Source organism: Azospirillum sp. BE72, assembly GCF_031455875.1.
GTDB lineage: Bacteria > Pseudomonadota > Alphaproteobacteria > Azospirillales > Azospirillaceae > Azospirillum.
This window is the reverse complement of record NZ_JAVDTO010000002.1, coordinates 238,195-260,907: the sequence shown is the minus strand read 5'-3', so window position 1 is coordinate 260,907 and position 22,713 is coordinate 238,195. Positions and strand designations below refer to the sequence as shown.

The following is a 22,713-nucleotide window of genomic DNA, read 5'->3' as shown; positions in this document are numbered from 1 at the left end:
TCCACAATCTCCCCGCGCACTCAATTGGAGAGCATAACAGATCAAGAAGAAGGAGGGGAGCGCATTCGGGGTTGCAAATTGACATGAAAAGGTGCTCTATTGCTTATGAAGAATGCATGCATGCAACCATCAAATTGGCGGAGACCAAGAATGTCAATCGCAACTGCAACGTGCTTTTGGATCCAATCCGGGGGTATGCAGGGCGGGTCAAGAAATCAGCTGGAGATCACCAGTGAATTTGCTGAATTTTTTGATGCTGCATCTAGAGCGGCTGGCTATGTTACCTTGTTTAATGACCTAGGGGCAAATAAAGATGCGACATTTGCTGCTCGATCAAAAGAAGATTATGAACACTATGTAGACAAAGGTAGATTGAGCCTGATTACGGAACGCCAAGGAGGTGAGAAATACCCAGGTCGTGTAATACACTTTGAAAAGAGGGAAGAGGGGGGGCGGTACACCTACATTTTAGAGGTTGCGGATGCCGGATCAGTGGAATGTCAGCAATGGCGCGCCAGATCAGTACACGTCGGAGCAACCAAGGGGCCCCACGGTCGGGAATACGGTTATTATTAAAGCGCCAAATGATCTCGATCTATGTGATTTCTGATCAGGTGGATGGCCAGCCAGTTTCTACCAAGACTCACGGATCATCACCGATGAGCCCATTCGCGCGGGCCGATGGACATGATTGTCCATGGCTGCTCGACGAGGGCGTTCTAGGTGAAGCCGCAGTGAACGGGGATGTCCTGGTAGGAGGCTAAGACGCGGTTGGAGAGCCGGTTGTCGCGCATGTGCTGCCGAAGGTTCTCCACCGTGTTCAGCTGCGGTGACTTCGTTGGCAACGGCAGCAGGTTGATGTTGGCGGGGATCGGCAGCTTGGCCGAGGTGTGCCAGCCGGCTTGATCGAGCAGCATGACGGCATGAGCGCCGGGGGCCACAGCGCTGGCAATCTCCTCCAGATACGGCGCCCTTGCCTCGCTCGTGCGCGGCAGCACCAGGGCCGCACCGCCCAGGCCGGGCAGATAGGCCGAGCGCTTGCGCTGATCCTGCGGCGGGTGATCTTGTTCTTCTGGCTGATGCCGCCGACAGTTTGCGGAAGCCCAAAGCACGCAGCTACCAGGTCAGCGTCTGCTTCGATGCCGAGACGCGGAACTCGTCCCAGAGCCGGTGTAGCAGACCGACTTGGCCCACAGTGCCGCCGGGGCCGACCGCGGTTCTCTGTCGTAGATCGCCGCCGGGGTGAGCAGCCGGCGGACGTGACCGGAATCATGGAAGGCGCGGGTAAGCTGGCGCAGGGTAGCGGCATCGAAATCGTTGCGTAACGGAACCGGAACGGCCATGGCAAAGTGCCCCCTTCCACATGCCCATGCCGCATGGTGTTGGCATATGGAAGGGGGGTGTCAGTCTCGGTTCCTGAGCTGCTCACCATTTCAGAGGGCGGCTCGCTGAAGCCGCCCTCTTCATTAGCATTCTACATTTTCCCGTCCTTCGGCTCGGCGAAGGTGATGCGCACTGCACCTTCTTCCCGGCCGGCGAGGACTGTCATCAAATGGGCGGTGAAACGCTCACGCAGATCCTGGATCGTGGCCGGGGCGCCGGTGCCAACCAGGGCGGAGATCAGGGCGGCGCCGTCCAATGGCAGGGGCTCCAGCCGGTTCAGCGCCACCTGGACGGCAGTCACAAAATCCGAGGTGACCGGTTCGGGCAGGCCGGCGTCTGCCAGAAAATCCTCCACCAGCCCCCGCTGCACCGGGGGAAGCAGAGCAATGCTTTCCCGCACCTCCAACCGAGTCAGTTCCGTGTGCAGCGACTCGCCCCAGGTCTCGCGTAATTCGTCCAGACCGTCCTTCAGCTTGCCCAGAGCGCGGCCGACGTCGCGGCCCGACAGCGGGTCGAGTGCCGGCCGGAACTGGCAATGGGGGCAGATGGCAGCGTGCTCCATGTCCTGATGCGACAGGACATGGCAAGCCTTCAATTTTTCTAGCTCCGTCACGAAGTCTGAGAGCCGGGCGGTGGGCAGAATGTTCACCTGGCTCAGCCGGTCGAGGTCCGTCCGTACGGAGCCGGACAGCATGGCGTCCCGGTCAGCCGCCTGAGCTGTGGTGAGCCGGGCGGAAGCGTGAAGGCGCCGATAGTGGTCCACATACTCCGCCTTGAGCGTCTTGAGCTTCCGCTCAAAATCCGCCAGCACCGCTGCATCGTCCCGCCGGTCCGGGTCCGCCAGCACGGCGCGCACCTCCTGCTGGCGTTCCTTCAGTTTAGCCTGCCAGGAATCGTCCGGCCGCAGCGCGCGCTCCGCCTCCGCTAGGTAGGCGGCCAGAGGCGACAAACGCACCAGCGCGCGGGACAGCGCCTCGACCTTCGCTACATGGTCCCGCCCCGGAGCGTAAGCCTGGATGGTGGCCACCTCCAGCCGCAAGCTGCGCAGCTTGGCCACAGTGTCGAAGGCGCGCAGCTGCTCCAGGAATTGCTTCCAGCGTTCGATGCCGCCCAGCCATTGGTCCTGCTCCGCCGCAGCCAGGAGACTACTGCCCCAGAGCTGAAGCCCTCCCAGGAGAACACGCTTGGCGTCCAGCGCGGCAGCGACGCCCCGCTCCACGGCGACCCGCAACTCACGCACGCCCAGCTCGCGCGACTGGTCGGTCGCCAGCAGCCCCTCGGCGATGCCGAGCAGAGCAAAGATTTCCTTCCAGGCCGCGATGGGGATACCACGGGGGCGCTGGAGCACGCTGAAATCGGCCACCTTGGCGCCGCCCAGCCGGCTTAGGGATTTCAGCTTAGCGGCATCATACTCGATCCCATCGATGCGCACTACAGCGTCGCCTTGATGCACAAGCGCGCAGACGACGACGCCAAGGTACTCCGTTTCAAGCCGGAACGGCTCCCACAGCTCCGGATCGCTGCCGCGGACAAGGTCCGACCGGTTCAGCACCTGGCCCTCTCCCCGCTGGTCCAGCCTTTCCAGAACGCTCTTCGCGTATCGGGAATTGCGGGTGCGAATTCGGTCTCCGTCCCGCAGCTCCAGCGCCTCCAGCACGGCGGCACCCTGTTTCGTCTTCGTCACGTCCGCCAACCAGGAGAGAGCATCGCTGCAGACAGCCGTTCGGTCCGTCTCGCGCACCACGATGCCCCGGAAGGTGGGATAATCCGGATACTCGTCCTCGAAGGATGTGGCGAGCAGATGGGCCATGGCTCGTTCCAGCGCGGCCTTCAGATCGCGCCGCTCCGATCCCGTCACCTTGGCGGCGACCAGCAGTTCACCCAGCGGCAGGTCCCGGCCATCATGCCGAGCGATGAGAGCCGCCTCAATGTTCTCCTTCAGCCACCTGACCAGGAGAACACGCTGGGCTTCGGCCCGCCGCTCGTATTCCCTGCGCTCGCCCTGGGTCTTCAGCCGTGTCAGGGACAGGGCCGCAGCGTAGCGCTTTAGCGGACCAAAGAAATCGTCAGCCTCTAGCAGCTCCAGCTTGAACCGCAGAACCACTTCCCGCGGTTCTTCTGGCAGCGGTCCGCGTGGCTCGAAGGGCTGAAGAAGATAGACGCGGAAATCGCGCTCCGGGACGGCCGTGGGTCTCTGCTCGGCACCGCCGAAGATCAAATAGCCGCGGCGTTCGACCCCCCTGGCAGCCCACACCAGCTCGCGCTCCCAAAGCAGATGGTCCTCGCGATAGGGTTCGTCGCGCAGCTCAATGGCCTCCTGAAAGGCCTTAAAGAAGGAGCTGTCAAGCTCGTCCGAACCCAGGGTCGCAATGCGCTGTTCAATCAGGCCATCATAATCGACCACTTTGCGGAGATCGAGATAGTACTGCTGATTCTCCTCATTGCGGGAAATGAACTGCCCACCGACGACAGCCATGATCTGCTTCAGGACCATTTCGACCATCAGTCCCAGGCGGCCAGGATCCGTCCCGGGTGGCATGGGTGCTAGTGTAAGGCAAAGCTGGTCCCGCAGGTCCTCCGCAGTCATGCCAATGGGCGCGTTCAGTTCCCCAGTGGTCAGCCGGTGGAGGCTCAGTGCGTGGATGATGCGGCGTGCGGCTGACCGGTACACGGGCTTTAGCCCAAGTTCCACTTTCGACAGCAAGGTATCGCAGACCTGGATGACTGCACGGATCTCCGGGTCGGTCTTGGCCGACGGGTCGTCAAGGATGTATTGCCAGATGCTATCGAAGGCGATCACGCCCGGTTCGTCCGCCGGCACGGGCTGATCCAGGCGGAGCCCAATTTGTTTCGTCAGAATACGAAGCGCATGCCGATTCTCATGGTTCGGCACCGCCTCCGAGACCGTAAGGAAATCTGGATGGACCGGATACATCCGGACAAAGTCCGATAGGCGCTCCGTCATGCCATCGTAGAGATGGGAGAAACGCTCGAGTTGGCGGCGGGCGAGAACCTCCTGCTCCGGAGTCTTGGTCAGCAGCCGCCTGGAGACTACTTCCGCAACATCCGTCCGCGCAATTTTGACCTGCTCGAACCGATCGCGCACGCGGCGCAACGTCTCCCCAACGAACTCGAACTTCGGGTTGCCAAAAACCTGTTCCTGAACGCCGGTGAAAAAGCGGAACCGGGTCGTCTGCGCAATCTCGCCGACTTCCCGAAGGAAGGCCAGACTGTCGATGACCGTCGACTGGCGCAGGCTGCGCAGGTAATCCAGCAGCTCATCCAGGCAGAACAGGATGCCGCAGCCAGGGTATCGCTGCTCGAAAAGATGCATCAGCTCATGGAATGCATCCTTCAGGGTGAAACTTTTGTCGCGAGCCGGAAAACGGAACTGGATGCCCCACTCTTCCAATGCCTGTTCAAGTTTGGTGAGGACGATGTCCCTCAGAGGCATCTCCGTGTCGCCGATCTCTGCCCGCACTACGCGGTAGCGCCCGGCGAAGGTGTCGGCGACGGCTGCTGCCCGCGGGTGCGTCAGTAGGTCAGCCAACTCCCGGTGCTGGGCAACCGCGGACACGACTGCCATCAGGTGGCTTTTGCCCGTGCCGTAGTTGCCGACGATCATCAGGCCTTTCGCGTCATGCCCCGGAGTCAGCAACGGAAAGATGACATCGCATAGGACATCTGCCATCCGCTCGGAAACAACATACGTTTTGACCAATTCGCTGGCGTCCCGGACATTGTCCGCCCGCCGCAGCTCGATGACGTCTTGAAGCGGCGTGAAGTCAATGATGTCGCGGTAGAGAGTCATGGGTTTCCAGGGATTTCGCGAGGATCGGTCAGAAAAGTTATGCCCGAAGCGGGCCATGTACGATGATCGGAGTGTCCAGGCGCAGCATAGCTGATCATGCTATTCGCAAGATATCCTGGCCAAGCAACGACGGTTGTCGGGGTGCGTCGGGCGACACGATCAATGAGCTGAGGCACGTTCAGCGAGAGTTCACGCTGAAACAGAGCGTCGATGCCCCAAATGAATAGGGGCTGCCGGATTGGTCTGACAATCCGCTGCACTTCTTCGGATGCTAAAGTGGATCGGCGAAGAGGGGGCACGTCCAACAGATTTTGGCACAACACCTGACCCAGGTTGAGGTCGACGAACCCCTTTTTTCTCAGAATCACCAGCGTAACTCGCAGCACACGGGGATCATCAAGAAGTATGTAGATCGGCCTGCAAGGATGGGTCATCGACGAGGGCTGCACTCACTAGGTGATGAATAATCCAAAACACAAAGACCCGTCCGCAGCAAGCCAAGGTTTGCGCATTCGTGGAAGTTCTGTATCACGACAGCTGACCTCCCGCCATGTGGGACACCAGAGACAATGTTAGCCAAACACCGCCCGGCGGCTCCTGTCCAGCTCGGCGGAGCGGAGCCAGGGTAAGCGTTGTATGACGACACATCCGACGTGATCGTGGTTCATGAAATATTCCGCTGGTCGCAGTTCAGCGGGGTAAGAGGATGTCGGGTCAGGATCTGGAGAGCTATTGGCGCGGTCATGTCGAGGCCTGGAAGGGCAGCGGGCTGACGCTGAAAGCCTATGCTGAATCCCATGGAATTGGACGCTGGGCTCTGGGACGGTGGTCGCGCCGCTTTGCCGCTGCGGAGGAGGTGAGCGCTCGCTGTCATAGGGATAGTCCTGGTGCTGTCCCTATGACGGCGAGCGCTCCCTTGGTGATGGAGATCGTCGAGGCGGCACCCCGCCGGCGGTATTGGTCACAGGCGGAGAAAGAGCAGCTGGTGGCGGAAACCTGCGAGCCTGGCGTGAGCGTGTCGCTGGTTGCCCGGCGGCGCGGGGTCGATCCCAGCCTGCTGTTCCGCTGGCGCCGCCAGATGCTCACTCCGGCCGAGCCGACGCCCATCTTCGCGCCGGTGGAGGTGGCAGACACCACGTCCGCTCCTCCCCTCACGCCGCCAACTCCATGCGGTGCCAGCATGATCGAGATCGAGTTGGCCGGCGGACGGCGGCTGCGGGTCGGCCGGGATGTCGATGCCGAAGCATTGCGCCGGGTGATCAGCGTGCTGGAGCGGCCATGATGCTGTCGATCCCGGCCGGTGTGCGCATTTACCTGGCGCTGGAGCCCTGCGACATGCGCCGCGGCTTCGACGGACTGGCCCTGCTGGTGCAGCAGGCGCTGGGCAAGGATCCGTTCTGCGGCCACCTCTACATCTTCCGAGGGAAAGGGGCTGGACGCGTGAAAATTCTCTATGCCGATCAGAACGGCATGTGCCTGTTCGCCAAGAGGCTGGAGCGCGGCCGTTTCGTTTGGCCAACCACCCGCACTCCGGGCGGCACTGTGGTACTGACGCCGGCGGAACTGTCCCTGCTTCTGGAGGGACTGGACTGGCGTCACACCGTGTCGGCATCCAGGCCGGCCGTAGCAGGATGAATGGGAGAAAAGGTGAGGAAAACCGCGGGCTTGGCTGGCTTGGGGCCGTGATCCGAGGTACAATCGGCCATGCGCTTCGACCTCGACAACCTGCCCGCTGATCCGGCCCTGCTGCAGCAGATGGTGCGCGATTTGGCCGAGGTTGTGGAGCGCCAGAAAGCCGATCTGGCGGAGTTGGAGGCTCTGCGTCAGCAGCTCCGACAGATGCAGCGCACCGTCTTCGGGCGCCGCTCCGAACGGCTCGATCCCGATCAGCTCGATCTCGGGTTGGAGGAGCTGGAGGCGGACATCGCCCGGGTCGAGGCCAAACTCGCAGCCCCTGAACTGGAACCGTCAGCCCCTGCGGAACCACCCAGCCGTGGCCGCGACTTGCCCGATGATCTGCCGCATCACGATCTCACACTCGAGCCGCCTGGGCTGGAGTCCGGCGCCGGGGTTTGCCCCTGCTGCGGCGGGGCTTTGCATGAGGCTGGCGAGACGGTGGCCCGGATGATCGACTACGTGCCGGCCCAGGTGCGGGTGCTGCGCATCCGCCGGCCCAAATACGCCTGCCGCGGCTGCGGCACGCTGCATCAGGCGCCGGCCCCGGAGAAGCCGATCGCCAAGGGCATGGCAACGCCGGCGATGCTGGCGCACGTCATCACCAGCCGCTACTGCGATCATCTGCCCTTCTACCGCCAGGCGCAGATCCTGGCCCGCAACGGCTTTCCCGTCGACCGCTCGGTTCTGGCGGGCTGGGCGGGACAGGCGTGTTGGTGGCTGGAGGCGCTGCATGAGGAGTTGGCCAAGGCCCTGTTCGCCTCGGCCAAGCTGTTCGCCGACGACACGCCGATGCCGACGCTGGCGCCGGGAACCGGCCGGGTGAAGACCGGACGTCTGTGGGCCTATGCCCGCGATGATCGGCCCTGGCAGGGGCTGGACCCGCCGGCGGTGATTTACGCCTACACCAGCGATCGCAAAGGCGAACGCCCAGCCGCCCACCTGCGGGAGTTCTGCGGTGTGCTGCAGGTGGACGGTTATGCCGGGTTCGAACGGCTGGCTGCCGGCAACCGGGTCGTGCTGGCGGCGTGCTGGAGCCATGCGCGTCGACGTTTCTACGACTTGGCCGAAAACGGCTCGCCGATCGCCGCCGAGGCGCTGCGCCGCATCGCCCGGCTCTACGCGATCGAAGAGCGCATCCGCGGCCGCACGGCCGATGAGCGCCGGCAGCTTCGGCAAGCCGAGGCCGCTTCCCAGGTGGCGGAGCTGAAGGCGTGGCTGGAGCACGAACTTCCCCGCCTGCCGGGCCGCTCCAAGCTGGCCGAGGCGATCCGCTATGCGCTCGGCCGCTGGAAGGCGTTGTGCGTCTACCTGGATGACGGCCGGGTGGAGATGGATACCAACACGGTGGAGCGCTGCATCAGACCGGTAGCCCTCGGCCGGAAGAATAGCCTCTTCGCCGGCTCGGAGGGCGGCGGCCATCGCTGGGCGGTGATCGCCTCGCTGGTTGAGACCTGCAAGCTCAACGCTGTCGAGCCGTTCGCCTACCTGCGCGACATCCTGGAGCGCATGGTGAACGGCTACCCCGCCGCACGCCTTGCCGATCTGCTCCCCTGGAACTGGAAGCCCGCCGTCAACGCCTGATCCGGTGCGATCACGCTCCGCTTACGAGCCAGGCTGGACAGGAGCCGGTACTACCATGGCTGACTCGGGTGGACGGCAGCCGAGCGCACTGTGCGGATGCACGATGTTATAGGCGACGCGCCAGCGCTCGATGAGCACCTGCGCCTCGTGCAACGTATAAAAGATCTCACGGGCGAGCAGCTCGTCGCGCAGCTTGCCAGTGTAACTATCGTTGTAGCCACTCTCCTACGGGCTGTCCGGTTCGATGAACACAGCGTTTTCACCCCGAGCTCCTCCAGCCACTCGCGGGTGAACTCATCGATAATCGTCAGCATGTGAAGAGCTCCGGCCGTCGTGCGTGCGGTAAGGAAGTCATAGGCCCAGACTTGGTTCGGCCAACTCGGTTGCGGACGCACGCACAAGCCGTCGTTCAACCATAAGCGGCCACGCTTGGGCTGCTTCTTGGGCATCTTCAGCCCGTCACGGCGCCAAAACAGATCCACTCTACCCGCTTGTGCTTCACCCGCCAGCCCTGTTGACGCAGCAAGGCGGTGATGTGCCGGTAGCCGTAGCGGCCATATTGACCGGCCAGCCGCACGATCGCGCCCGTGAGCTTCTACTCAGCGGCAGGCACCACAGGTATGTGGCGTTGGGTCGAGCGCACTTGGCCGAGCACTCGGCAGGCCCGACGCTCCGAGGCTCCAAGGTACGTACGCTGGAACTGCGCGGCACAGACGGGGTGCCGCTCGGGGATCAGAGGTTTCCCAGCACTGCGTCCTTGCAGGATCAGCTTGTCGAGCATGACGTCGGCGACCGCTCTACGCAGGCGCTGGTTCTCGCGTTCCAGTTCCTTGAGCCGCTTTGCCTGATCCAGTTTCGAGTCGCCGAACTCAGCGCGCCAGCGGTAGTAGAACTGCTCCGAAATCGCGTGCTCGCGGCAGTTCTCGGGGACTGTGCGCCCCTGCGCCACCTCAATGGCGCACAACATGCTGATAATCTGCTGGTAGGAAGATGAGGCATTCCTTTCTAAACTTGATTTGCTCAGCCCTCAGATAGGAGGCGGAGCAGGTTCATGAGCAGATCAGTGGGAACAATCCCCTGTTACAGGTGTTACACGCTCAGACCGACACTGGGGGCTTTCGATGACCTGTTGGAACTGCACTCTCCGAATAGGAATGGCTATCTGACCGCCTTGGGGCTGCGCATCTGGCGCGTTGCCTTCGTTCGCGCCGTCATAGCTATGACGGAGATGCATTATGTCCCAACTCAGGACGAATCTGCCTAATCTCAACCCGGAACTGTTGCAGCTGTTGGTTTTCCTCGAGGCCTTCACATCCATCGCGGCCTCGGTTCTGAAATGCCAGCAAAGCCAAATCCTCGGTGCCTGTGTGCCGGCCGCTGTCAGCGTCAGCGAATTTCTTATCATGCACGGGATTGCCGCTGTGCCGCTGCCGGTGAACGCCTATGTCAAGGCTTGGGTTCTGGGCCCCGGCGGTTGGGAGATGCGCGGAAAAGCCGCAGTGTACGGCAAGGGCGGCGATCCGTCGTCAGGCTTCCAGGGCCATGTGATCGTGTCAATCGGCCAGATTGTATTCGATCCCACACTGGGCCAACTGCAACCGCGCGGAGCTCAAATTCCAAGCCAGATCGTACTTCAGAAGCACGGCTGTCCGCCCCTCATCGCCAGCTATGAGAACTTTCTGCCATCTTGGAGCGTGGAGTACAAAAGATGGAATGGCCCCTCCGCCAAGGCCGTCCGCGCCCTCCGCAATGTGTCGAAGCGGGATGATGATGCGGTGGTTGCGGCACTCGAGAGGGAATGGCAGGCGCGGCACCCCAACCTCCCGTAGCAAAAGTCAGGATTGGTCGGATTGGCAATGCTCAACGGCTGATATGTCCCATAGAGCAACAATCCAAGCCGCCAAACTTGCCGGAACTCAGGTGAATCCCGTCAGTTCCTACGTTCGGCGGTAACTGCCATCAGGCCAAATTCATGGTCGTCAATAGGAGGGGATGGAGCATGCGGCTCCATCCCCTTCACCGCACATAAGCTATCACCACTAGTTCGCTGCCGTACAAGGCAGCCGGTTCCGTTCGTTGGGTTCCAGTGCCACGACGATGGTGAAACGCTTCGCTACGCTGCGGAGGGGCCTCCGCCAGGTCGCTGGCGTAGCCCTCGAGCATATCGGCCTTAGCGATGACCTGACGGTCCCCTCCGCCGGAGTCCGTCTGAGACCTTACGACCCCAGCACAGGCACGGGGGGACCCGGTCCGTTTCCTCGAGACGCTCGGCGAGCGCCTCCACCACCCGGCGTGTGATGGGTGGTAGAAGCCGGTCCAAAGAAATGCACGGATGGTGACCTGCAGCAACGTCGCGCACCAGTACGGTGGCGAGGAAGTATCCTCTGTTTCGTCGGCGCCTGCGATCGAATGTGGACATCTTCCGCCACACCGGATCGTCACGTGCCTTCGGGAAGACCAGACTCCCAAAGCGCTTCAATACCAATGCGCTCGAACACTTGGCTGGCAGCTCATATGAGTTGCGCATTCGCCCGTGCTGCACGAGCAGCCTCGTGTGCGGTTTCTGGTCTTTCCATCGCAGGTGGGGTCTCACCATGGTCCCGGCGCCAAGCCGCCCAACTTGCCAACCGAACCCAGTGCATCGACAACGCGGCGTCGTCGCGCTGTAGCGCCGGAATGTCCCGTAGCACCGCCTGGATGAGGATCCGCAGTGCAGCCGTCCGGGACGGGATACGGCTTGGTGGCACGTCATCATCACCCAGCTCCCGGTAGGTGATCATGACGGCAAATGTGATGGCGTCGAGCAGCGCGAGTTCACGCTCGTCGAGATAAGCGGAAACCTATCGTAGTCCTCTGCTCCGCGCCTTCTCCCTCCATTTCCTCTGCCAGTCTGCATGCGGCATCGCCCAGCTCCTCTACAAGTAGAGGGATCGGACTTGGGGTTGGGCGGTCAGCTCGCAAACGAATCGGACAGAGCGGGCGAGCTATTCGAGGAACTGCCGGCTTGCGGGCCAGGTCGGGTCGATATGGGTTCATTTCCGACGGCCGGTTCCTCGTTGCGGAAAAACATATTCCTGGAACCTGAGGGACGCGCTCCTTTCATCGATCCCATTTCGGCGGCGTCTGCAACCAACCGCACGAGCGCCATCATGAAGATCGGTTACGCCTTCTGTTCCAACGACGCCTACGACGAGAATGAGGCCTTCCTCACCAAAGCCGGCTGCGATCGCTGCCTGCATGACCGCATGGGGCATGGCCGTCAGACGCTGCGGAACATCCGCATGCTTTTGCGCGCCGACGACACCCTGGTCATCCGAGCGGCCCGGCAGGCCGCCGACACCATTCAGGACCTGGAGTTGTTGGTCCACGATGTCGTGACCGCGAAGGCGGAGCTGTCGATCCTCGTCGGCAACCACACGACCCAGAGCATCGTTCAATCCTTGGAACTGGTGCGTGCGTTCTCCTCGAGATGCCCACCGACTGACGCCGCTGAGGCGAGTGACCCTTCCCCGGCCCCCCAGGCCGGCCGCGTGCCGGATCGGCGCCGCGGCAGACGGGAACCGAACCGGCCGATGAACGAGGACGATGTGCTGCTCCGCCTAGCCGGCGGCGAATCCGTGAGCTCCATTGCCCAAGATTTCGATGTGACCTGGCACAGGATCAACATGATCCGTAAGCGTCATCAGACCGGCTGACACCAGGGGCAACACGTCGGATTCGTCAGGCATCAGGCCGGACATCGCCGCCGCTTGTGCCCGCATTCAATCCCCATAACTCCGCCGCACAACGAGGAGGGTCCGAGCGCACCGGCTTGGACCCTTGAACCGGCACGGCGCGGGGCTATAGGCGGCTCGGCGCCGGCCATGCACGCGAGACCGCAGAGCAACAGCTCGTCCCACGCGGGATCGGGCCCGTTGTGCATCCAGCGGTCTCCGGCACCCAGGAGCCCTTCCATGACCGCATTGCCGACCAGTTCCTTCCCTCCTCCCTCCAGCCTGCCGGTCACTTCCCGAAATCCCCTCGAGGGCAGAGTGCTGCCCCCCTCCGGCTGGTGGTCGCTCATCCAGGGGCAGAACAGAAAGTCCATGCGCCAAGTTCATTATCAGCTCAACCAACTCGCCAGCGTCCTCTCCGCCAGGGGGAAGGGAAGCGACGTCTACATGTCCCAGGGCATCTTCGGGAAGAGGTCGCGGCGCACGGTCGATCTGACCCACATCACACATGCCTACGTCGATCTCGACGTCTACAACACCGAGGTCATGAGCGACGGGAAGGGCATCGACATCGTCGCTCGTATGGTCCTGCTTGATTGCGACGATTTCGGTATCCCGAAGCCGTCCTGCATCATCCACTCCGGCCGGGGTTTGTATCTGAAGTGGTTCTGGCGGCAGCCGGTTCCCAGCTCCGAGGCCGGCCGAGCGATCGCCATCAACAAAGCGCTGGTCCAGTCCTTTCGGGACTTCGGCGCCGACCGCGCCGCGGTCGACATGAGCCGCATCCTGCGGGTGGTCGGCTCCGTCAATAGCCGGTCCGGCAACAGGGTGGAAGTCCTGTGGACCAATGATGTGGGCGGCGATGTCCTGCGCTACGACTTCAACACCTTTGCCGATGAGATTCTTCGCCCTCCGCTCGCCCGCGCGGGAGGGGTCCCGCCGACGCAGCCGGCCAGGGCCGGGCGGAAAGACGCGCCCTGGGAGACCGTTGAGCAACAGCAGCGGCTCGGCCGTAAGCTCTTCGACCGCGTGGATTGGCATTTGGGTGTTCTCGCGGACCTGCGCCGTCTTGCGGAGCTTCGCCACGACTCCGGCATCGTCCAGGTCGCCGGAGCCGGCCGTCAAGCCGGGCTGGACCTCTTCGGACACCTTGGCGCCTGCCAACTCGCCATGGTCATCCCCGCCCCTCAGCTGCCGGCGGAGATCGAAGCGTGGGGACGCCAAATTCTGCCTGATTGGTACATCGACGGCGAGTTCAGCCGGCACTGCTCGACGCTGCTGGATCGCGCGCGCCAGGCAGCCGCCGGCGAGCGGGTACAGCACGGCGGCAAGAACGTCAGCCCGAACTGGACCTACAACAAGGACACGCTGATCGACCTCCTCGAGATCACTCCCGCGGAGATGAGGCAGATGACGCGCTTGATCGACGGCGACGAGAAGCGCCGCCGCGACCGCGAAGCGTGGCGAGCCAGCCACACCGGCCAGGACCGGACCGCCTATCTGGCCGACAACAGTGTGAGCCGCGATAAGCCCTGGAAAGCCGAAGGCATTTCCCGTGCGACCTGGTACCGGAGGCAGCAAGCGGCGGCCGGCACCGGATGAGACAGGTCCTCCCTACATCTACGCAACGGGGACGGAGAGGGCCCAAAGGCCAACGGGACCTAAGGCAAACCCCGCCCCCACAACCACCTCATCCGCCGCCCTTCCCTGACGCCTCACCGCCACTCCGCGGCTGCCCTGGTGGATAACGAGAACGCGAGAACGCCCGGCGCCGCTCCCCGGCGCATGGAGCGCCGCCGGGGCACCCCATCGACCGCCGTGTGCACCCTGCTATGGACGTCCCAGCGCGACGACCGCTCCGCTCTAAGCGGACACCTCACGCTTCAGTGGACGGACGGCGGCGATGCTGAGGACGCGGCCAATCCGTCCGGTGTGTGCGGCCTCGCCGACGGCATCTCGAGGCTGGGCGTGCCGCTCGGCGGCGACGTCGACCTTCCGCTCTGACGAGACGCGTTAGCGCCATGTCTTGAAATAGACCGCCAATGCCAATCCCATGAGGGCCACGGCGACCGCCGGCAGCAGGAGCCCTTCCGACCGAAGCGCCAACCAGGCGACACCGAGCGAGGCAAGGGCCAGCGCGCACGCGAACTGCGCGCGCAGCAGCCATCGGCGGGGGATTCGGTCGGGCGGAGTCATGGTCTAGACTCTACGCGAGGCTGGTGGGGAGATCGAGATGGGCGATCGGGTAGAGAGGCGGCAGACGAGGAGGAGCAGGATGCGGAAACGCATCTTCATGCCTTCCCGCGCGGTGGGACCACAGGGCTGGTACAACGTCTCTCGCCGGTGGTACCCGACCCTCTCCCTGTGGCGGAACCGCAGATGGAGCCATTATGGGGCGCGGTTCAGTCAGGCGCCTCCGGGCATGCTGCTGAAGGGGCCGAGATGGACCCGCGGCTGGGGCATTGCGTGCAGCCGGCAGGCGCTGCGTACGAGCGAGCGGTTTCTCGGGCGCCTCCGCGCCGGACGGCATCAGACGTCGCCGGTTGTCGCGGTGGAACTGCTGATCGAATCCACGCGCTATGCCACTCTGACGTTCCACGAGCGGACCGCCGCGGTTCGAGACGTTGTGCAGCGCTATGGGCCGGGAAGGTCGAGGTGATCAGGCCGGTCTGGCGCTTCAGGTGTCGGAACTCCTGCGCGCCGTCCTGTCCGGTCCGAACGGGGCCATTCATGCGCCGCAACGCCACCTGGAGGAGCCTGACGGGTGCAACGCATGAGGTGGCTGCGGCCAGCAAGGCTGGGCGCTCGACCTTGGGAGCATGCGGTCGATCGTACCTGAAGCGGCGCGCCGGGCCGCCGCATCCCTCGAGGACTCAAGACCGGCGGTGGAGGTGGCCGCCTTCGTACCGGACAAATCGCAGCTCATCGTGGTGAAAGAGGCAAAAGGGGGAACCATGACGAACGAAGACAGCGCGTTTTGGGAGACCGACGCCGTCACAGGCGTGACATGCCTCAGCACCGGATCCTGGACGGCTCTCGTGGCACGCAAGAGCGATGGATGGCACTACCTCGTCCACAGCGGCGAACGTGCCGGTGGGTTCATCGGGGCGTCGATCCAGAGCCAGCGGGGCTTCCTGAAGCGTGCAGAGGCGCAGCAGGCGGCCGAAGCCGTCATGGTGGAACAGGGCGCACTGTCCGCGCATGCGGCGGCGGAGCTCATCCGGCAGCGGCTGCCTCGGCGCGGGGGCAGAGAATGAGCGATCTGCTCCTGGACTGGTCCCCCCTCAAAAGCTCCGGCAGGCGGGGCGCCCTCACATCCTGGAGGCCGCCGGATGCCGCGGGTGAAAGCTGGCTTCTGATGGTCTGGCCCTCCCTCCAACCGGGAATCGGATGGGGGTGGCGGACAAACCTCGATGCGCCCCTCCAGTCTCGGATCGGGCGGGCGGAGAGCCAAATGGAGGCGCAGCGGTCGGCTGAAAATGCGCTGATGGAGATGCTGACGGCGCACCAGCGGGCGGAACTTCTACGCGAAAGGGATGGACGATGGGCAAAGCTGTGCAGATCCGGTTGATGGGGGACGATCCTGAGGAGGTCAGGCGCGTGACGGCGAAGCTGGCGCAGCTGCCGGGCATCGCCTTCACCGGCACCGCGCCGAACCGGCGCGGTCCGGGCCTGCGGGCCTACGGTACGGTCGCGGTACTCTCGAGCACGATCCCGTCCTATACCCTGGATGATCTCCTCGCCGGCGTCACCGACGACAACCGCCACGGGGAATTTCCGGCCATCGACAAGGGCCGGTGATCCCCCGGTGACGGGACAGGATGTGCCGGATCGGCGCGCTCGGTGATTGCCGGCTTGTTGCCCTGAATGGGGTGACCGCCGGCATCGCCTTACACCAACGGCCGTCGCCTGGGACGGAGAGGGACCATAGGGGACGGGCGTCAATCCCGAAACCTGTCCCCAACCGACCGGCTGCACGGCATCAGCGATCCCGCCAGGCCGGCAGCCTCACCGGGTGCGATGCTCACCCGGCGGTGCATCTCCCACCGCGATGAGGGCGAGCCTCCGGATGATGTCCGCCCGATCACCCTGTGACAACCCGGCGAAGTGGTCACTCAGATGTGCCAGGCACAGCGCCTCACGCGCTTCGGCCGGAGTCGGCAGGCGCTCGATCACCTCGCTGGAGTCGTAGAGTCCATCGGGCGTGTAGCGGTGGGTCATCACGACGCAACGCGCGGAGGACATGGCGACCGTTCGTGTCGGGCGTCGACCGTCGAGGTGGATGAGGATGTGACGGTTGGGCTGCATGGATCGGCTCTCGCTTCTGACGGTGAGGCTCAGTCAGCGCTGCTCAGGCATTCGGAAGGCCAGGATGCATGCGGCAGAACCCGATGGATGCGCCGGACACGCACGACCGTGCCGGACGATAGCCCGACCGTCTCTGCGATCACCCGGATCGGCGTGCCGGTCGCCGTCAGGGCGAGGATCTCGGCAACGCGTTCGGGCGTCGCGCGGTGGTAAGGGCGGCTGTCCCGGCGCAACGACGGCCTATCGGCGTCTGGCAGGGACTCGAGGAGAGCGGCGGCCCGCAGGATGCTGATGCCGTCGAGGTCGTCCTGTAGCAGGGTGACACGGGCGCCGGCCTCAACGGCGCGGCGCAACGAGGCCAGGATCATGCTGCTGGTGGCGCCGAGATGCTCGAGACCCGGAACGAGAAGTTCGTCACCATCGGCGAGGAGCGTCAGCAGGGTGTCGCGACCGGCCCATTCAGCACTGCTGTCCCTCAGGACGCGAGCGCCGGCGATCACAGCGGCGTGCCGGTCGAGCAGATCGGCCGTCGGGGAAACGAGCGTGGAGTGGATGTAGACAACGCGCATGGAGGACCTCCTGTCATGACGACGGCGGCCGATCCGTGGATCGGCGCGGTCAAGAGCAGGGTCTGACGCTCATATGGGATCGTGCCGGCGGGGCGGTTCCCGAAAAATGCGCATTCACTTCCTGATCCACTTGCACCGCCTCGGGACGCACCGCCGCCGCTCGGCGGGGTGGCGATCCATGGGGGCGATCCGGCAGAACAGCGGCACCGGCCGGTCATTCCGCCCGTCTTGCCCCGCCACCGGCATCCTGCCGGCCGGCAGATCATGGGGCAGGAGATTTCCATGCTTCATCCCGACCTGTTGGATTCCGCCATCGTCGATCCCACCAGGCCCATCCCTGTCCGCCATCGGCCGGGCTCCCTCGCCGACGACGCCCTGACGGTGCTGCGCCATCCGCTCATCCTCGGCGCCTGGCTCCATGCCGACCGCCTCGCCGAACTGCTGGCCGCCTCCTCCGGCTCGCACCGTGCCGGCAAGGCGACGGCGCAGATCGCTAACGAGCTGCGCTCCAAGCTGCTGACCCAGGCCCGGAAGCGGCCCTATCCCGACATCGAGGTGCAGCCCGGATCCCTCATCCGTGCCATCGCGCTACCGCGGGCCGGAGCGCCGGCAACGGTCGCCGGCCTCCCCCGCCCGCTCTCGCGGCACGAGCACCTCCAGGGGCTGCTGGCCAGCGTTCACCTCCTGCTCGGCGACGCCGTCTATCTGCCGCCCGGTGACCGTGGCCGGCACCCCGCCCTGCGAAGCCGGCTGACGCTGACCCTGCCGGCGCTCGGTCAGGCCGCCGCCGAACGGAGCCTCGCCCAGGTCGACGTCGTCGTGCTGCGCGGCGGCCGGCTCCACCGGCTCTACGAGATCGAGACCGATGCCGGCAAGGCGACCAAGGCTCTGGTCCGCCTCAACGACGTTCTGGCCGCCGCCGGGGCACCGGATGGGGGATTCGTCGTCGCCGTACCCGACGCGCAGCTCGACCGCCTGCGCCTCGAGCTCGAGCGCCCAACCCTACAGGCGCTGCAGGGCATCTGCCGCTCGCTGCCGTTCTCGCGCGTTGAGCACCCCTACGACCCCTGACGACCTCGGCCGGAACCGGGAACAGCGTGACAACCTGCCCTGGCGCCTTCCGTCGCGGAGGACGCCAGGGCAGGACAATTCGATATGGCCCGGGAGACGGCGCCGTACCATACCGGATCGAGATCATACCGGACCATACCGGCCTGTACCGTTCCAGGCCGTACCGTACCGGTTCCTCCGTCGTGTGGATCGCCCTTCCGCCGCCCCTATCTCCGATACCACCAACACGGGAGGTGATTACATGTCTGCCACAAAAGCCACGCGTGCGGCGGTGCAAGCCGCCTATGATGCGCTCCGAGCCGAAGGGGTCGAGCCCACGGCCGAGCAGGTTCTTCAAAGGACCGGCGGATCGAAGACGACGGTCTGCCGGCATCTGCACGAGATCGCCGCCGCCTCGTCGCCATTCGCAACGCCCTCCGTGCCTTCGTCCGCGCCGCCTTCGGAAGATGCGCCGGTCGAACTGCCGCTCGAATGGCGGGAAGCTTCGGACGGGTTGACCCGGACCTTCGCCCACATCCTGACCAGGACGATCGCCGCTGAGCGGGAACGGGCCATGCAGCTTCTCGAGGCGGAAGCGTCGGCTCGAGGCGCCGCCGTCGCCGCCGTGCGAGCCGAAGCCGAGACGCTGCGGCAGGGCTGGGAGGTGAGCCGGAAGCAGGCCGAAGCGGACTTCACCATCGCTGCCAGCGAGGTCGAAGCGCTGCAGGAGATCGTCGCCACCCTGCTGGTAGCCGTCGATCTCGAGACGTCCGACGATCTCGACGACCTGCGCGCCATTGCCGACCGCGCCATCGACCGCATTCGCGAGCTGACGGCGGCGGCGGCGCGCGTTCCCGCGTTGGAGGCCGACCTCGAGCAGCGGATGGCCGAGACTCGGGCGGTTGAGGGCCGCGTCGAGGAACTGCGGGAGGCAGCCGGCCGGGCCGAGCGCAAATGCGAGGAATTGACCAGGATCGCCGCCCGCGTTCCTGCGTTGGAGGCCGCCGCCCAAGCCTCCGAGTCCCGCATCGCCGAGCTGTCTGCCGCCGCCGCTGCCGGCGCCGAGGCCATCGGGCGGGCCAAGGCGCTGGAGCAGGTCGTCGACCGCCTGACTGTGGCGCCCCACGCCGCCGTGCCGAAGGCGTCGGCGCCCTCTCGGAATGGCGCTCGTTCGCCGAAACACACCGCCGGTAAGGTGACGGGCACCGGCCACACGGCGAAAGACGTCGATACCCCGCCGGCGAGTGAAGAGTCGACATCCGCTGATCAGCCGTTGCCCTTCGCTGATCTGGTGCTGGCCGCACCGCCCCCGATTGACGGGGAATCGCCCAGGCCGCCGACGTCGCCGGTCTCCCCCACCTGACACGCTGAACGGCGGCGACCGTCGTCGCCGTTCTTTCTCTCCTCCCAACCGCCGCTCACCCCGTTGCGCCGCCGCCGTCCGCTGCCATCTCCCGATCGTCTTGGCCCCCTCGGGGCCGACGGCCAGCCATGCGCGGTTTTCGCTCCCAAGGGAGCTTCAACCACGCAAGCCGGCCAGGGGCTCCGCGCCCCGTGGACCCCGCCAGGGAGGGCCAGCCCTCCCATGGACCCACCCGACGGAGAGGCCCACCTCCCCGGACGCTCGAGGAAGGTCAGATGCCGAAGACGACACGACGTCCGCCCGCCATCGGAACCGGCAGCGAAACCCGCGTCCGGACCCGCCAGCTTACCTATCGACTGACGCCGGACGAATACGCGGCGGTTGCCCGCAGCGGCGAAGCCCGCGGCTGGTCGCCGGCGCAGTATGCCCGTGCCGTCGTCCTGGCCGACGCCGGTCAGACGATCCCCGCGATTGCCCGGCGCCGCCCCGACGCGCCGCCCGAACTCCAATCGGCGCTGCCTGTCCTCGCTGCTCTCCTCGGCGACATCCGGCACATCCGCACACTGCTGAACCAGTTGGCGGCAAGGGCCAATGCCGGCGCGGTCGCCCCCGCCTGCGCCGGCTACGCCAAGGCCGAGACCGTCATCCAGGGGTTGTCCGAGCGGATCGTCGCCGCCATCCTCGGGGAGGAAGGCGCATCATGATCGTCAAGACGTCCCAGCGCAGCGGTTCCGGCTGGCTCGCCGCCCACCTTACCCGGACGGACACCAACGAGGCGGTGCGTATCGTCGGCGGACGCAGCGTCATCGCGCTGGACGTCCGTTGCGCCCTGCGCCAGTTCGACGCGCAGTGGCGTGTATCGCCCACCCGTGCCCGCGATTTCCTCATTCATGCAGTCCTTTCGCCGCACCACCCCCTGTCGGATGGGGAGTGGGCCGAAGCCTGGGACCTGTACGAATCGCAACATGTCCTCATCGGCCAGCCTTACATCGAGGTCGAGCATGCCAAACCCGGTGAGACGGGACGCCCAAGTCATCGGCACCGCGTCTACCTGAGGATCAGACAGGATGGACGAGCCATCCCGCTCAATCATTCCTACTGCGTCAATGAGGTCGTCGCCCGTCTCTGCGAGTTGCGCTTCGGCCATCCTCTGACCAAAGGCGCCCATAATCGGGCGGTCGTCGCCCATCTCGAGCAGAATGGCTACAGCGAAGAGGCCGATCAGCTACGGGGATTGACCACGAGGCGGCGTCCGCGCGCTGCACGCTCGGAGAGCGAAGCGCAGCAGGAAAGCCGCTCCGGCTGCAGCAAGGCTGCCGCCGCAGAGATCGTCGTCGCGGCATGGCGCTCCGCTGACGGTCCGCACGCGCGCCGTGCCGCCTTGGCCGAGGCCGGCTTCGATCTCGCCCGCGGCGACCGGCGCGACACGGTGCTCGCCGTCGACACCGACGGCGAGTCATGGGCGCTTCATCGCCTGCTGGGGACCGGCGAGCGGGGTGCCTGGACGGCGGCGCGGGTGCGCCGGGACCTCGAGGGCGTCATCGATGCGCTTCCGAGTGTCGAGGAGCTTCGCAGCAGCCGGCATGGAGGAACCGATCAGCAGGGTAAGGGGCTGCGCTCGAACAAAGCCGACCCGTTCGTTGGCGCACCGACAGTCCCGCCGGCCGAACTCGAAACGTCCGCCGCGCCAGCGCCGACACTGGAGGATCAGGCCGAGGCGTACTGGGCAAGCGAATTCGACGACGCGATCCCCGTGATATCGGCACCGGCACCGCCGATGCCCGTCATCTGCCGGCTGGGGGCCAACGCGTCGATTCCAGAGGCAAGCTCCGCCTTCGGCTTCCACGGCATCGCGGACGCCGAGGAGGGAGAGGTGGACGGTCCGTTGATGGAGCCGGCCCGGCCCGTTACAACTTCCTCTCCATTGCCGACGGCGGCGGAAACGGCCGCCGTTCGGCCTGCCGCGCCGGATGTGCGGTCCGGAACCACCTCGAGCGCCGACGTTCCATCGGGCATCGATCATGTCAAGGCGGCGCCCCTACGGCGCAGGACGGCAGCGAAGGCCCAGGAGGAAACAGCCAGAGCGGGGAACCTATCGCAGACACCTGCTCAACGATCTCCGATTGACGATCGGCGGAAGAATCCCGCTCCCGAGCGGGACGGTCCCCCCGTGGCTATCGACCGGAGCGGGAACCGCGCGGGCACCAAGCCGCCGATGCCGATCAACATGCCGGCCGCGGACCACATGGACCGCCTTGGGCTCTCGAGTCGTGACCGGCGCCGGCTATCCCCACCCACGGTACCTGACCGGCTGGAGCGCGAGGACTGCGGCGCCCGACAGCCTTGGGACCGACCGTCCGTCTCGCAGATGGAGGAGGCTCGCCGGCGCGCTGAACACAACTCCAAGCTGACCATCCGGCTGATCAACGACCTGACGGCTCGGACGCCGAGTCACACGGCGTCGACGGCGGCGCCGCTCGCGCACATCCCGTCCCCCGCTCCCGACGACAGCATCGTGACCCTCCTCAGGTCCTACGCGGGCGTCCTGATGGACTGGTGGAGGTCTCGCCGGCTCCCGGGGCATGACACTGATGCCCATCGGCGTCGCCTGGACCGAGCATGGCGGGCTCTTCTCGTCGCCACCCGGAGGTGGCTGTCTGAAAGAGGCGCTAGCAGGGGTTCGGAAACGGTCCAAGCCTTCCTGACCCGCGAAGTCGGACGGAACCACTCGGACGCAAGCCAAGCCCATGAGGGTTGGCTTGATCGCGTCTATCAGCCAGCCGCAGCCGGTGCCCACGTCATAGACCGTACATCGGGAGGCGCCACCTCCGTCAGACACATCGATGGCCTGAGATTCCGAACGGCATCGCAACGCCAACGAACTGACGGATAGCGGCTTCTCCGGTCGGATTTTCGTAGAACAGCAGCACGCCCGGAACGGTTAGGGACGCTCTGCGCCGCCATGCTGCGCTCTGCGAGCCTCCTCGACCATTCCCGAGCGTTGCACACCACCTGGATGCTATCCGGTCGGGCACAATTGACCACTGACTGTATCTGTGGGGAGGCGGTAGTCAAGCGAAGCGATCACCTCTGTCAGCTTCGCCAGCCTCGCGCCGTTACAGTAGTGGTTCTTGGTCTACCCTTGCAGCGCGTACAGGTATCATCGTGCTTTGTCCTCCGCGCAGCGCAATGGCAGGTGCCTGCCTCACCGAGTACCTCCGTTTGAATCGATTCCCGCAGAAGCCGTCATCAATTATT

19 protein-coding genes and 3 pseudogenes are annotated in these 22,713 nt (G+C 65.0%); 15 read left to right on the top strand and 7 right to left on the bottom strand.

Translation table 11 applies throughout. The features are described from left to right. Positions 1–150 precede the first annotated feature (150 nt). Positions 151–576 carry a hypothetical protein gene (locus J2Y49_RS07415; protein ID WP_310113707.1) on the top strand — a complete coding sequence of 142 codons (426 nt, stop codon included), beginning with the start codon at positions 151–153 and terminating at the stop codon, positions 574–576. Between the two features lie 77 nt (positions 577–653). Here the strand turns inward: J2Y49_RS07415 and J2Y49_RS32410 are convergent. The 3 genes and pseudogenes from J2Y49_RS32410 to brxF all read right to left on the bottom strand — a co-directional run bounded on the left by J2Y49_RS32410 (position 654) and on the right by brxF (position 5,628). Beyond that, positions 654–1,343: pseudogene (locus tag J2Y49_RS32410) on the bottom strand (transposase). Between the two features lie 131 nt (positions 1,344–1,474). Further along, positions 1,475–5,194, bottom strand: coding sequence for a DUF6079 family protein (locus tag J2Y49_RS07405; protein WP_310113705.1), 3,720 nt, complete (start codon positions 5,192–5,194; stop codon positions 1,475–1,477). Beyond that, complete coding sequence (gene brxF / locus J2Y49_RS32405; protein WP_409017806.1) at positions 5,191–5,628, bottom strand: BREX-3 system P-loop-containing protein BrxF; 438 nt, start codon at positions 5,626–5,628, stop codon at positions 5,191–5,193. Before brxF ends, J2Y49_RS07405 begins: the two co-directional genes overlap by 4 nt. Positions 5,629–5,900: 272 nt before the next feature. Here brxF and tnpA (J2Y49_RS32400) point away from each other — a divergent pair. The 4 genes and pseudogenes from tnpA (J2Y49_RS32400) to J2Y49_RS07390 all read left to right on the top strand — a co-directional run. Next, positions 5,901–6,050, top strand: a pseudogene (tnpA, locus tag J2Y49_RS32400) (IS66 family insertion sequence element accessory protein TnpA); the annotation flags it as partial. Between the two features lie 42 nt (positions 6,051–6,092). Next, complete coding sequence (gene tnpA, locus J2Y49_RS07400) at positions 6,093–6,476, top strand: IS66-like element accessory protein TnpA (protein ID WP_310113702.1); 384 nt, start codon at positions 6,093–6,095, stop codon at positions 6,474–6,476. Then, the gene (gene tnpB / locus J2Y49_RS07395; protein WP_310114973.1) at positions 6,476–6,829 is read left to right on the top strand and encodes an IS66 family insertion sequence element accessory protein TnpB; all 354 of its coding nucleotides are present in this window, start codon (positions 6,476–6,478) and stop codon (positions 6,827–6,829) included. Before tnpA (J2Y49_RS07400) ends, tnpB begins: the two co-directional genes overlap by 1 nt. A 69-nt stretch (positions 6,830–6,898) precedes the next feature. Next, positions 6,899–8,452 carry an IS66-like element ISAli15 family transposase gene (locus J2Y49_RS07390; RefSeq protein WP_310113700.1) on the top strand — a complete coding sequence of 518 codons (1,554 nt, stop codon included), beginning with the start codon at positions 6,899–6,901 and terminating at the stop codon, positions 8,450–8,452. Between the two features lie 21 nt (positions 8,453–8,473). On the opposite strand, the pseudogene J2Y49_RS07385 reads toward J2Y49_RS07390, so the two are convergent. Further along, positions 8,474–9,419 (bottom strand): annotated as a pseudogene (locus J2Y49_RS07385) (integrase core domain-containing protein). Between the two features lie 268 nt (positions 9,420–9,687). Between J2Y49_RS07385 and J2Y49_RS07380 the strand changes: the two are divergent. The 4 genes from J2Y49_RS07380 to J2Y49_RS07365 all read left to right on the top strand — a co-directional run bounded on the left by J2Y49_RS07380 (position 9,688) and on the right by J2Y49_RS07365 (position 14,169). After that, on the top strand, positions 9,688–10,281 hold the full coding sequence (locus J2Y49_RS07380; protein ID WP_310113698.1) for a hypothetical protein: 594 nt from the start codon (positions 9,688–9,690) through the stop codon (positions 10,279–10,281). A 1,320-nt stretch (positions 10,282–11,601) separates the two neighbouring features. Continuing rightward, complete coding sequence (locus J2Y49_RS07375) at positions 11,602–12,147, top strand: hypothetical protein (protein WP_310113697.1); 546 nt, start codon at positions 11,602–11,604, stop codon at positions 12,145–12,147. Between the two features lie 258 nt (positions 12,148–12,405). Continuing rightward, on the top strand, positions 12,406–13,767 hold the full coding sequence (locus tag J2Y49_RS07370) for a hypothetical protein (protein WP_310113695.1): 1,362 nt from the start codon (positions 12,406–12,408) through the stop codon (positions 13,765–13,767). A gap of 138 nt (positions 13,768–13,905) precedes the next feature. Continuing rightward, positions 13,906–14,169 carry a hypothetical protein gene (locus tag J2Y49_RS07365; RefSeq protein WP_310113693.1) on the top strand — a complete coding sequence of 88 codons (264 nt, stop codon included), beginning with the start codon at positions 13,906–13,908 and terminating at the stop codon, positions 14,167–14,169. A 9-nt stretch (positions 14,170–14,178) separates the two neighbouring features. Here the strand turns inward: J2Y49_RS07365 and J2Y49_RS07360 are convergent, their stop codons facing one another. Further along, on the bottom strand, positions 14,179–14,361 hold the full coding sequence (locus tag J2Y49_RS07360) for a hypothetical protein (protein WP_310113692.1): 183 nt from the start codon (positions 14,359–14,361) through the stop codon (positions 14,179–14,181). 623 nt (positions 14,362–14,984) lie between these two features. On the opposite strand from J2Y49_RS07360, the gene J2Y49_RS07355 reads away from it, so the two are divergent. Both J2Y49_RS07355 and J2Y49_RS07350 read left to right on the top strand, forming a co-directional pair. Then, positions 14,985–15,422: a hypothetical protein gene (locus J2Y49_RS07355; RefSeq protein ID WP_310113691.1), complete on the top strand. Its 438-nt coding sequence runs from the start codon at positions 14,985–14,987 to the stop codon at positions 15,420–15,422. A gap of 286 nt (positions 15,423–15,708) precedes the next feature. Continuing rightward, complete coding sequence (locus J2Y49_RS07350; RefSeq protein ID WP_310113690.1) at positions 15,709–15,966, top strand: hypothetical protein; 258 nt, start codon at positions 15,709–15,711, stop codon at positions 15,964–15,966. 207 nt (positions 15,967–16,173) lie between these two features. Here the strand turns inward: J2Y49_RS07350 and J2Y49_RS07345 are convergent, their stop codons facing one another. Both J2Y49_RS07345 and J2Y49_RS07340 read right to left on the bottom strand, forming a co-directional pair. Next, entirely contained in the window at positions 16,174–16,473 is a 300-nt protein-coding gene (locus J2Y49_RS07345; RefSeq protein WP_310113689.1) for a hypothetical protein, read from the bottom strand. A gap of 29 nt (positions 16,474–16,502) precedes the next feature. Beyond that, a complete protein-coding gene (locus J2Y49_RS07340) occupies positions 16,503–17,042 on the bottom strand; it encodes a hypothetical protein (RefSeq protein WP_310113687.1) in 540 nt (179 codons plus the stop codon). 282 nt (positions 17,043–17,324) lie between these two features. Between J2Y49_RS07340 and J2Y49_RS07335 the strand changes: the two genes are divergently transcribed. From J2Y49_RS07335 to J2Y49_RS07320, 4 genes are all read left to right on the top strand, one after another. Continuing rightward, a complete protein-coding gene (locus tag J2Y49_RS07335; protein ID WP_310113685.1) occupies positions 17,325–18,113 on the top strand; it encodes a hypothetical protein in 789 nt (262 codons plus the stop codon). Between the two features lie 241 nt (positions 18,114–18,354). Further along, positions 18,355–19,455 carry a DNA-binding protein gene (locus tag J2Y49_RS07330; RefSeq protein WP_310113683.1) on the top strand — a complete coding sequence of 367 codons (1,101 nt, stop codon included), beginning with the start codon at positions 18,355–18,357 and terminating at the stop codon, positions 19,453–19,455. A gap of 275 nt (positions 19,456–19,730) precedes the next feature. Next, positions 19,731–20,159 (top strand): plasmid mobilization protein, encoded by a 429-nt coding sequence (locus J2Y49_RS07325; RefSeq protein ID WP_310113681.1) that lies wholly within the window; start codon positions 19,731–19,733, stop codon positions 20,157–20,159. After that, positions 20,156–22,348 carry a hypothetical protein gene (locus J2Y49_RS07320; protein ID WP_310113679.1) on the top strand — a complete coding sequence of 731 codons (2,193 nt, stop codon included), beginning with the start codon at positions 20,156–20,158 and terminating at the stop codon, positions 22,346–22,348. The genes J2Y49_RS07325 and J2Y49_RS07320 overlap by 4 nt, the downstream gene beginning before the upstream one ends. Positions 22,349–22,713: the final 365 nt, after the last annotated feature.

Bases quoted from the DNA above. Each gene is read 5' to 3' on its own strand.
- J2Y49_RS07415 (WP_310113707.1), top strand. From the start codon at position 151: ATGTCAATCGCAACTGCAACGTGCTTTTGGATCCAATCCGGGGGTATG.
- J2Y49_RS07405 (WP_310113705.1), bottom strand. From the start codon at position 5,194: ATGACTCTCTACCGCGACATCATTGACTTCACGCCGCTTCAAGACGTC.
- brxF (WP_409017806.1), bottom strand. From the start codon at position 5,628: ATGACCCATCCTTGCAGGCCGATCTACATACTTCTTGATGATCCCCGT.
- tnpA (WP_310113702.1), top strand. From the start codon at position 6,093: ATGACGGCGAGCGCTCCCTTGGTGATGGAGATCGTCGAGGCGGCACCC.
- tnpB (WP_310114973.1), top strand. From the start codon at position 6,476: ATGCTGTCGATCCCGGCCGGTGTGCGCATTTACCTGGCGCTGGAGCCC.
- J2Y49_RS07390 (WP_310113700.1), top strand. From the start codon at position 6,899: ATGCGCTTCGACCTCGACAACCTGCCCGCTGATCCGGCCCTGCTGCAG.
- J2Y49_RS07380 (WP_310113698.1), top strand. From the start codon at position 9,688: ATGTCCCAACTCAGGACGAATCTGCCTAATCTCAACCCGGAACTGTTG.
- J2Y49_RS07375 (WP_310113697.1), top strand. From the start codon at position 11,602: ATGAAGATCGGTTACGCCTTCTGTTCCAACGACGCCTACGACGAGAAT.
- J2Y49_RS07370 (WP_310113695.1), top strand. From the start codon at position 12,406: ATGACCGCATTGCCGACCAGTTCCTTCCCTCCTCCCTCCAGCCTGCCG.
- J2Y49_RS07360 (WP_310113692.1), bottom strand. From the start codon at position 14,361: ATGACTCCGCCCGACCGAATCCCCCGCCGATGGCTGCTGCGCGCGCAG.
- J2Y49_RS07355 (WP_310113691.1), top strand. From the start codon at position 14,985: ATGCGGTCGATCGTACCTGAAGCGGCGCGCCGGGCCGCCGCATCCCTC.
- J2Y49_RS07350 (WP_310113690.1), top strand. From the start codon at position 15,709: ATGGGCAAAGCTGTGCAGATCCGGTTGATGGGGGACGATCCTGAGGAG.
- J2Y49_RS07345 (WP_310113689.1), bottom strand. From the start codon at position 16,473: ATGCAGCCCAACCGTCACATCCTCATCCACCTCGACGGTCGACGCCCG.
- J2Y49_RS07340 (WP_310113687.1), bottom strand. From the start codon at position 17,042: ATGCGCGTTGTCTACATCCACTCCACGCTCGTTTCCCCGACGGCCGAT.
- J2Y49_RS07335 (WP_310113685.1), top strand. From the start codon at position 17,325: ATGCTTCATCCCGACCTGTTGGATTCCGCCATCGTCGATCCCACCAGG.
- J2Y49_RS07330 (WP_310113683.1), top strand. From the start codon at position 18,355: ATGTCTGCCACAAAAGCCACGCGTGCGGCGGTGCAAGCCGCCTATGAT.
- J2Y49_RS07325 (WP_310113681.1), top strand. From the start codon at position 19,731: ATGCCGAAGACGACACGACGTCCGCCCGCCATCGGAACCGGCAGCGAA.
- J2Y49_RS07320 (WP_310113679.1), top strand. From the start codon at position 20,156: ATGATCGTCAAGACGTCCCAGCGCAGCGGTTCCGGCTGGCTCGCCGCC.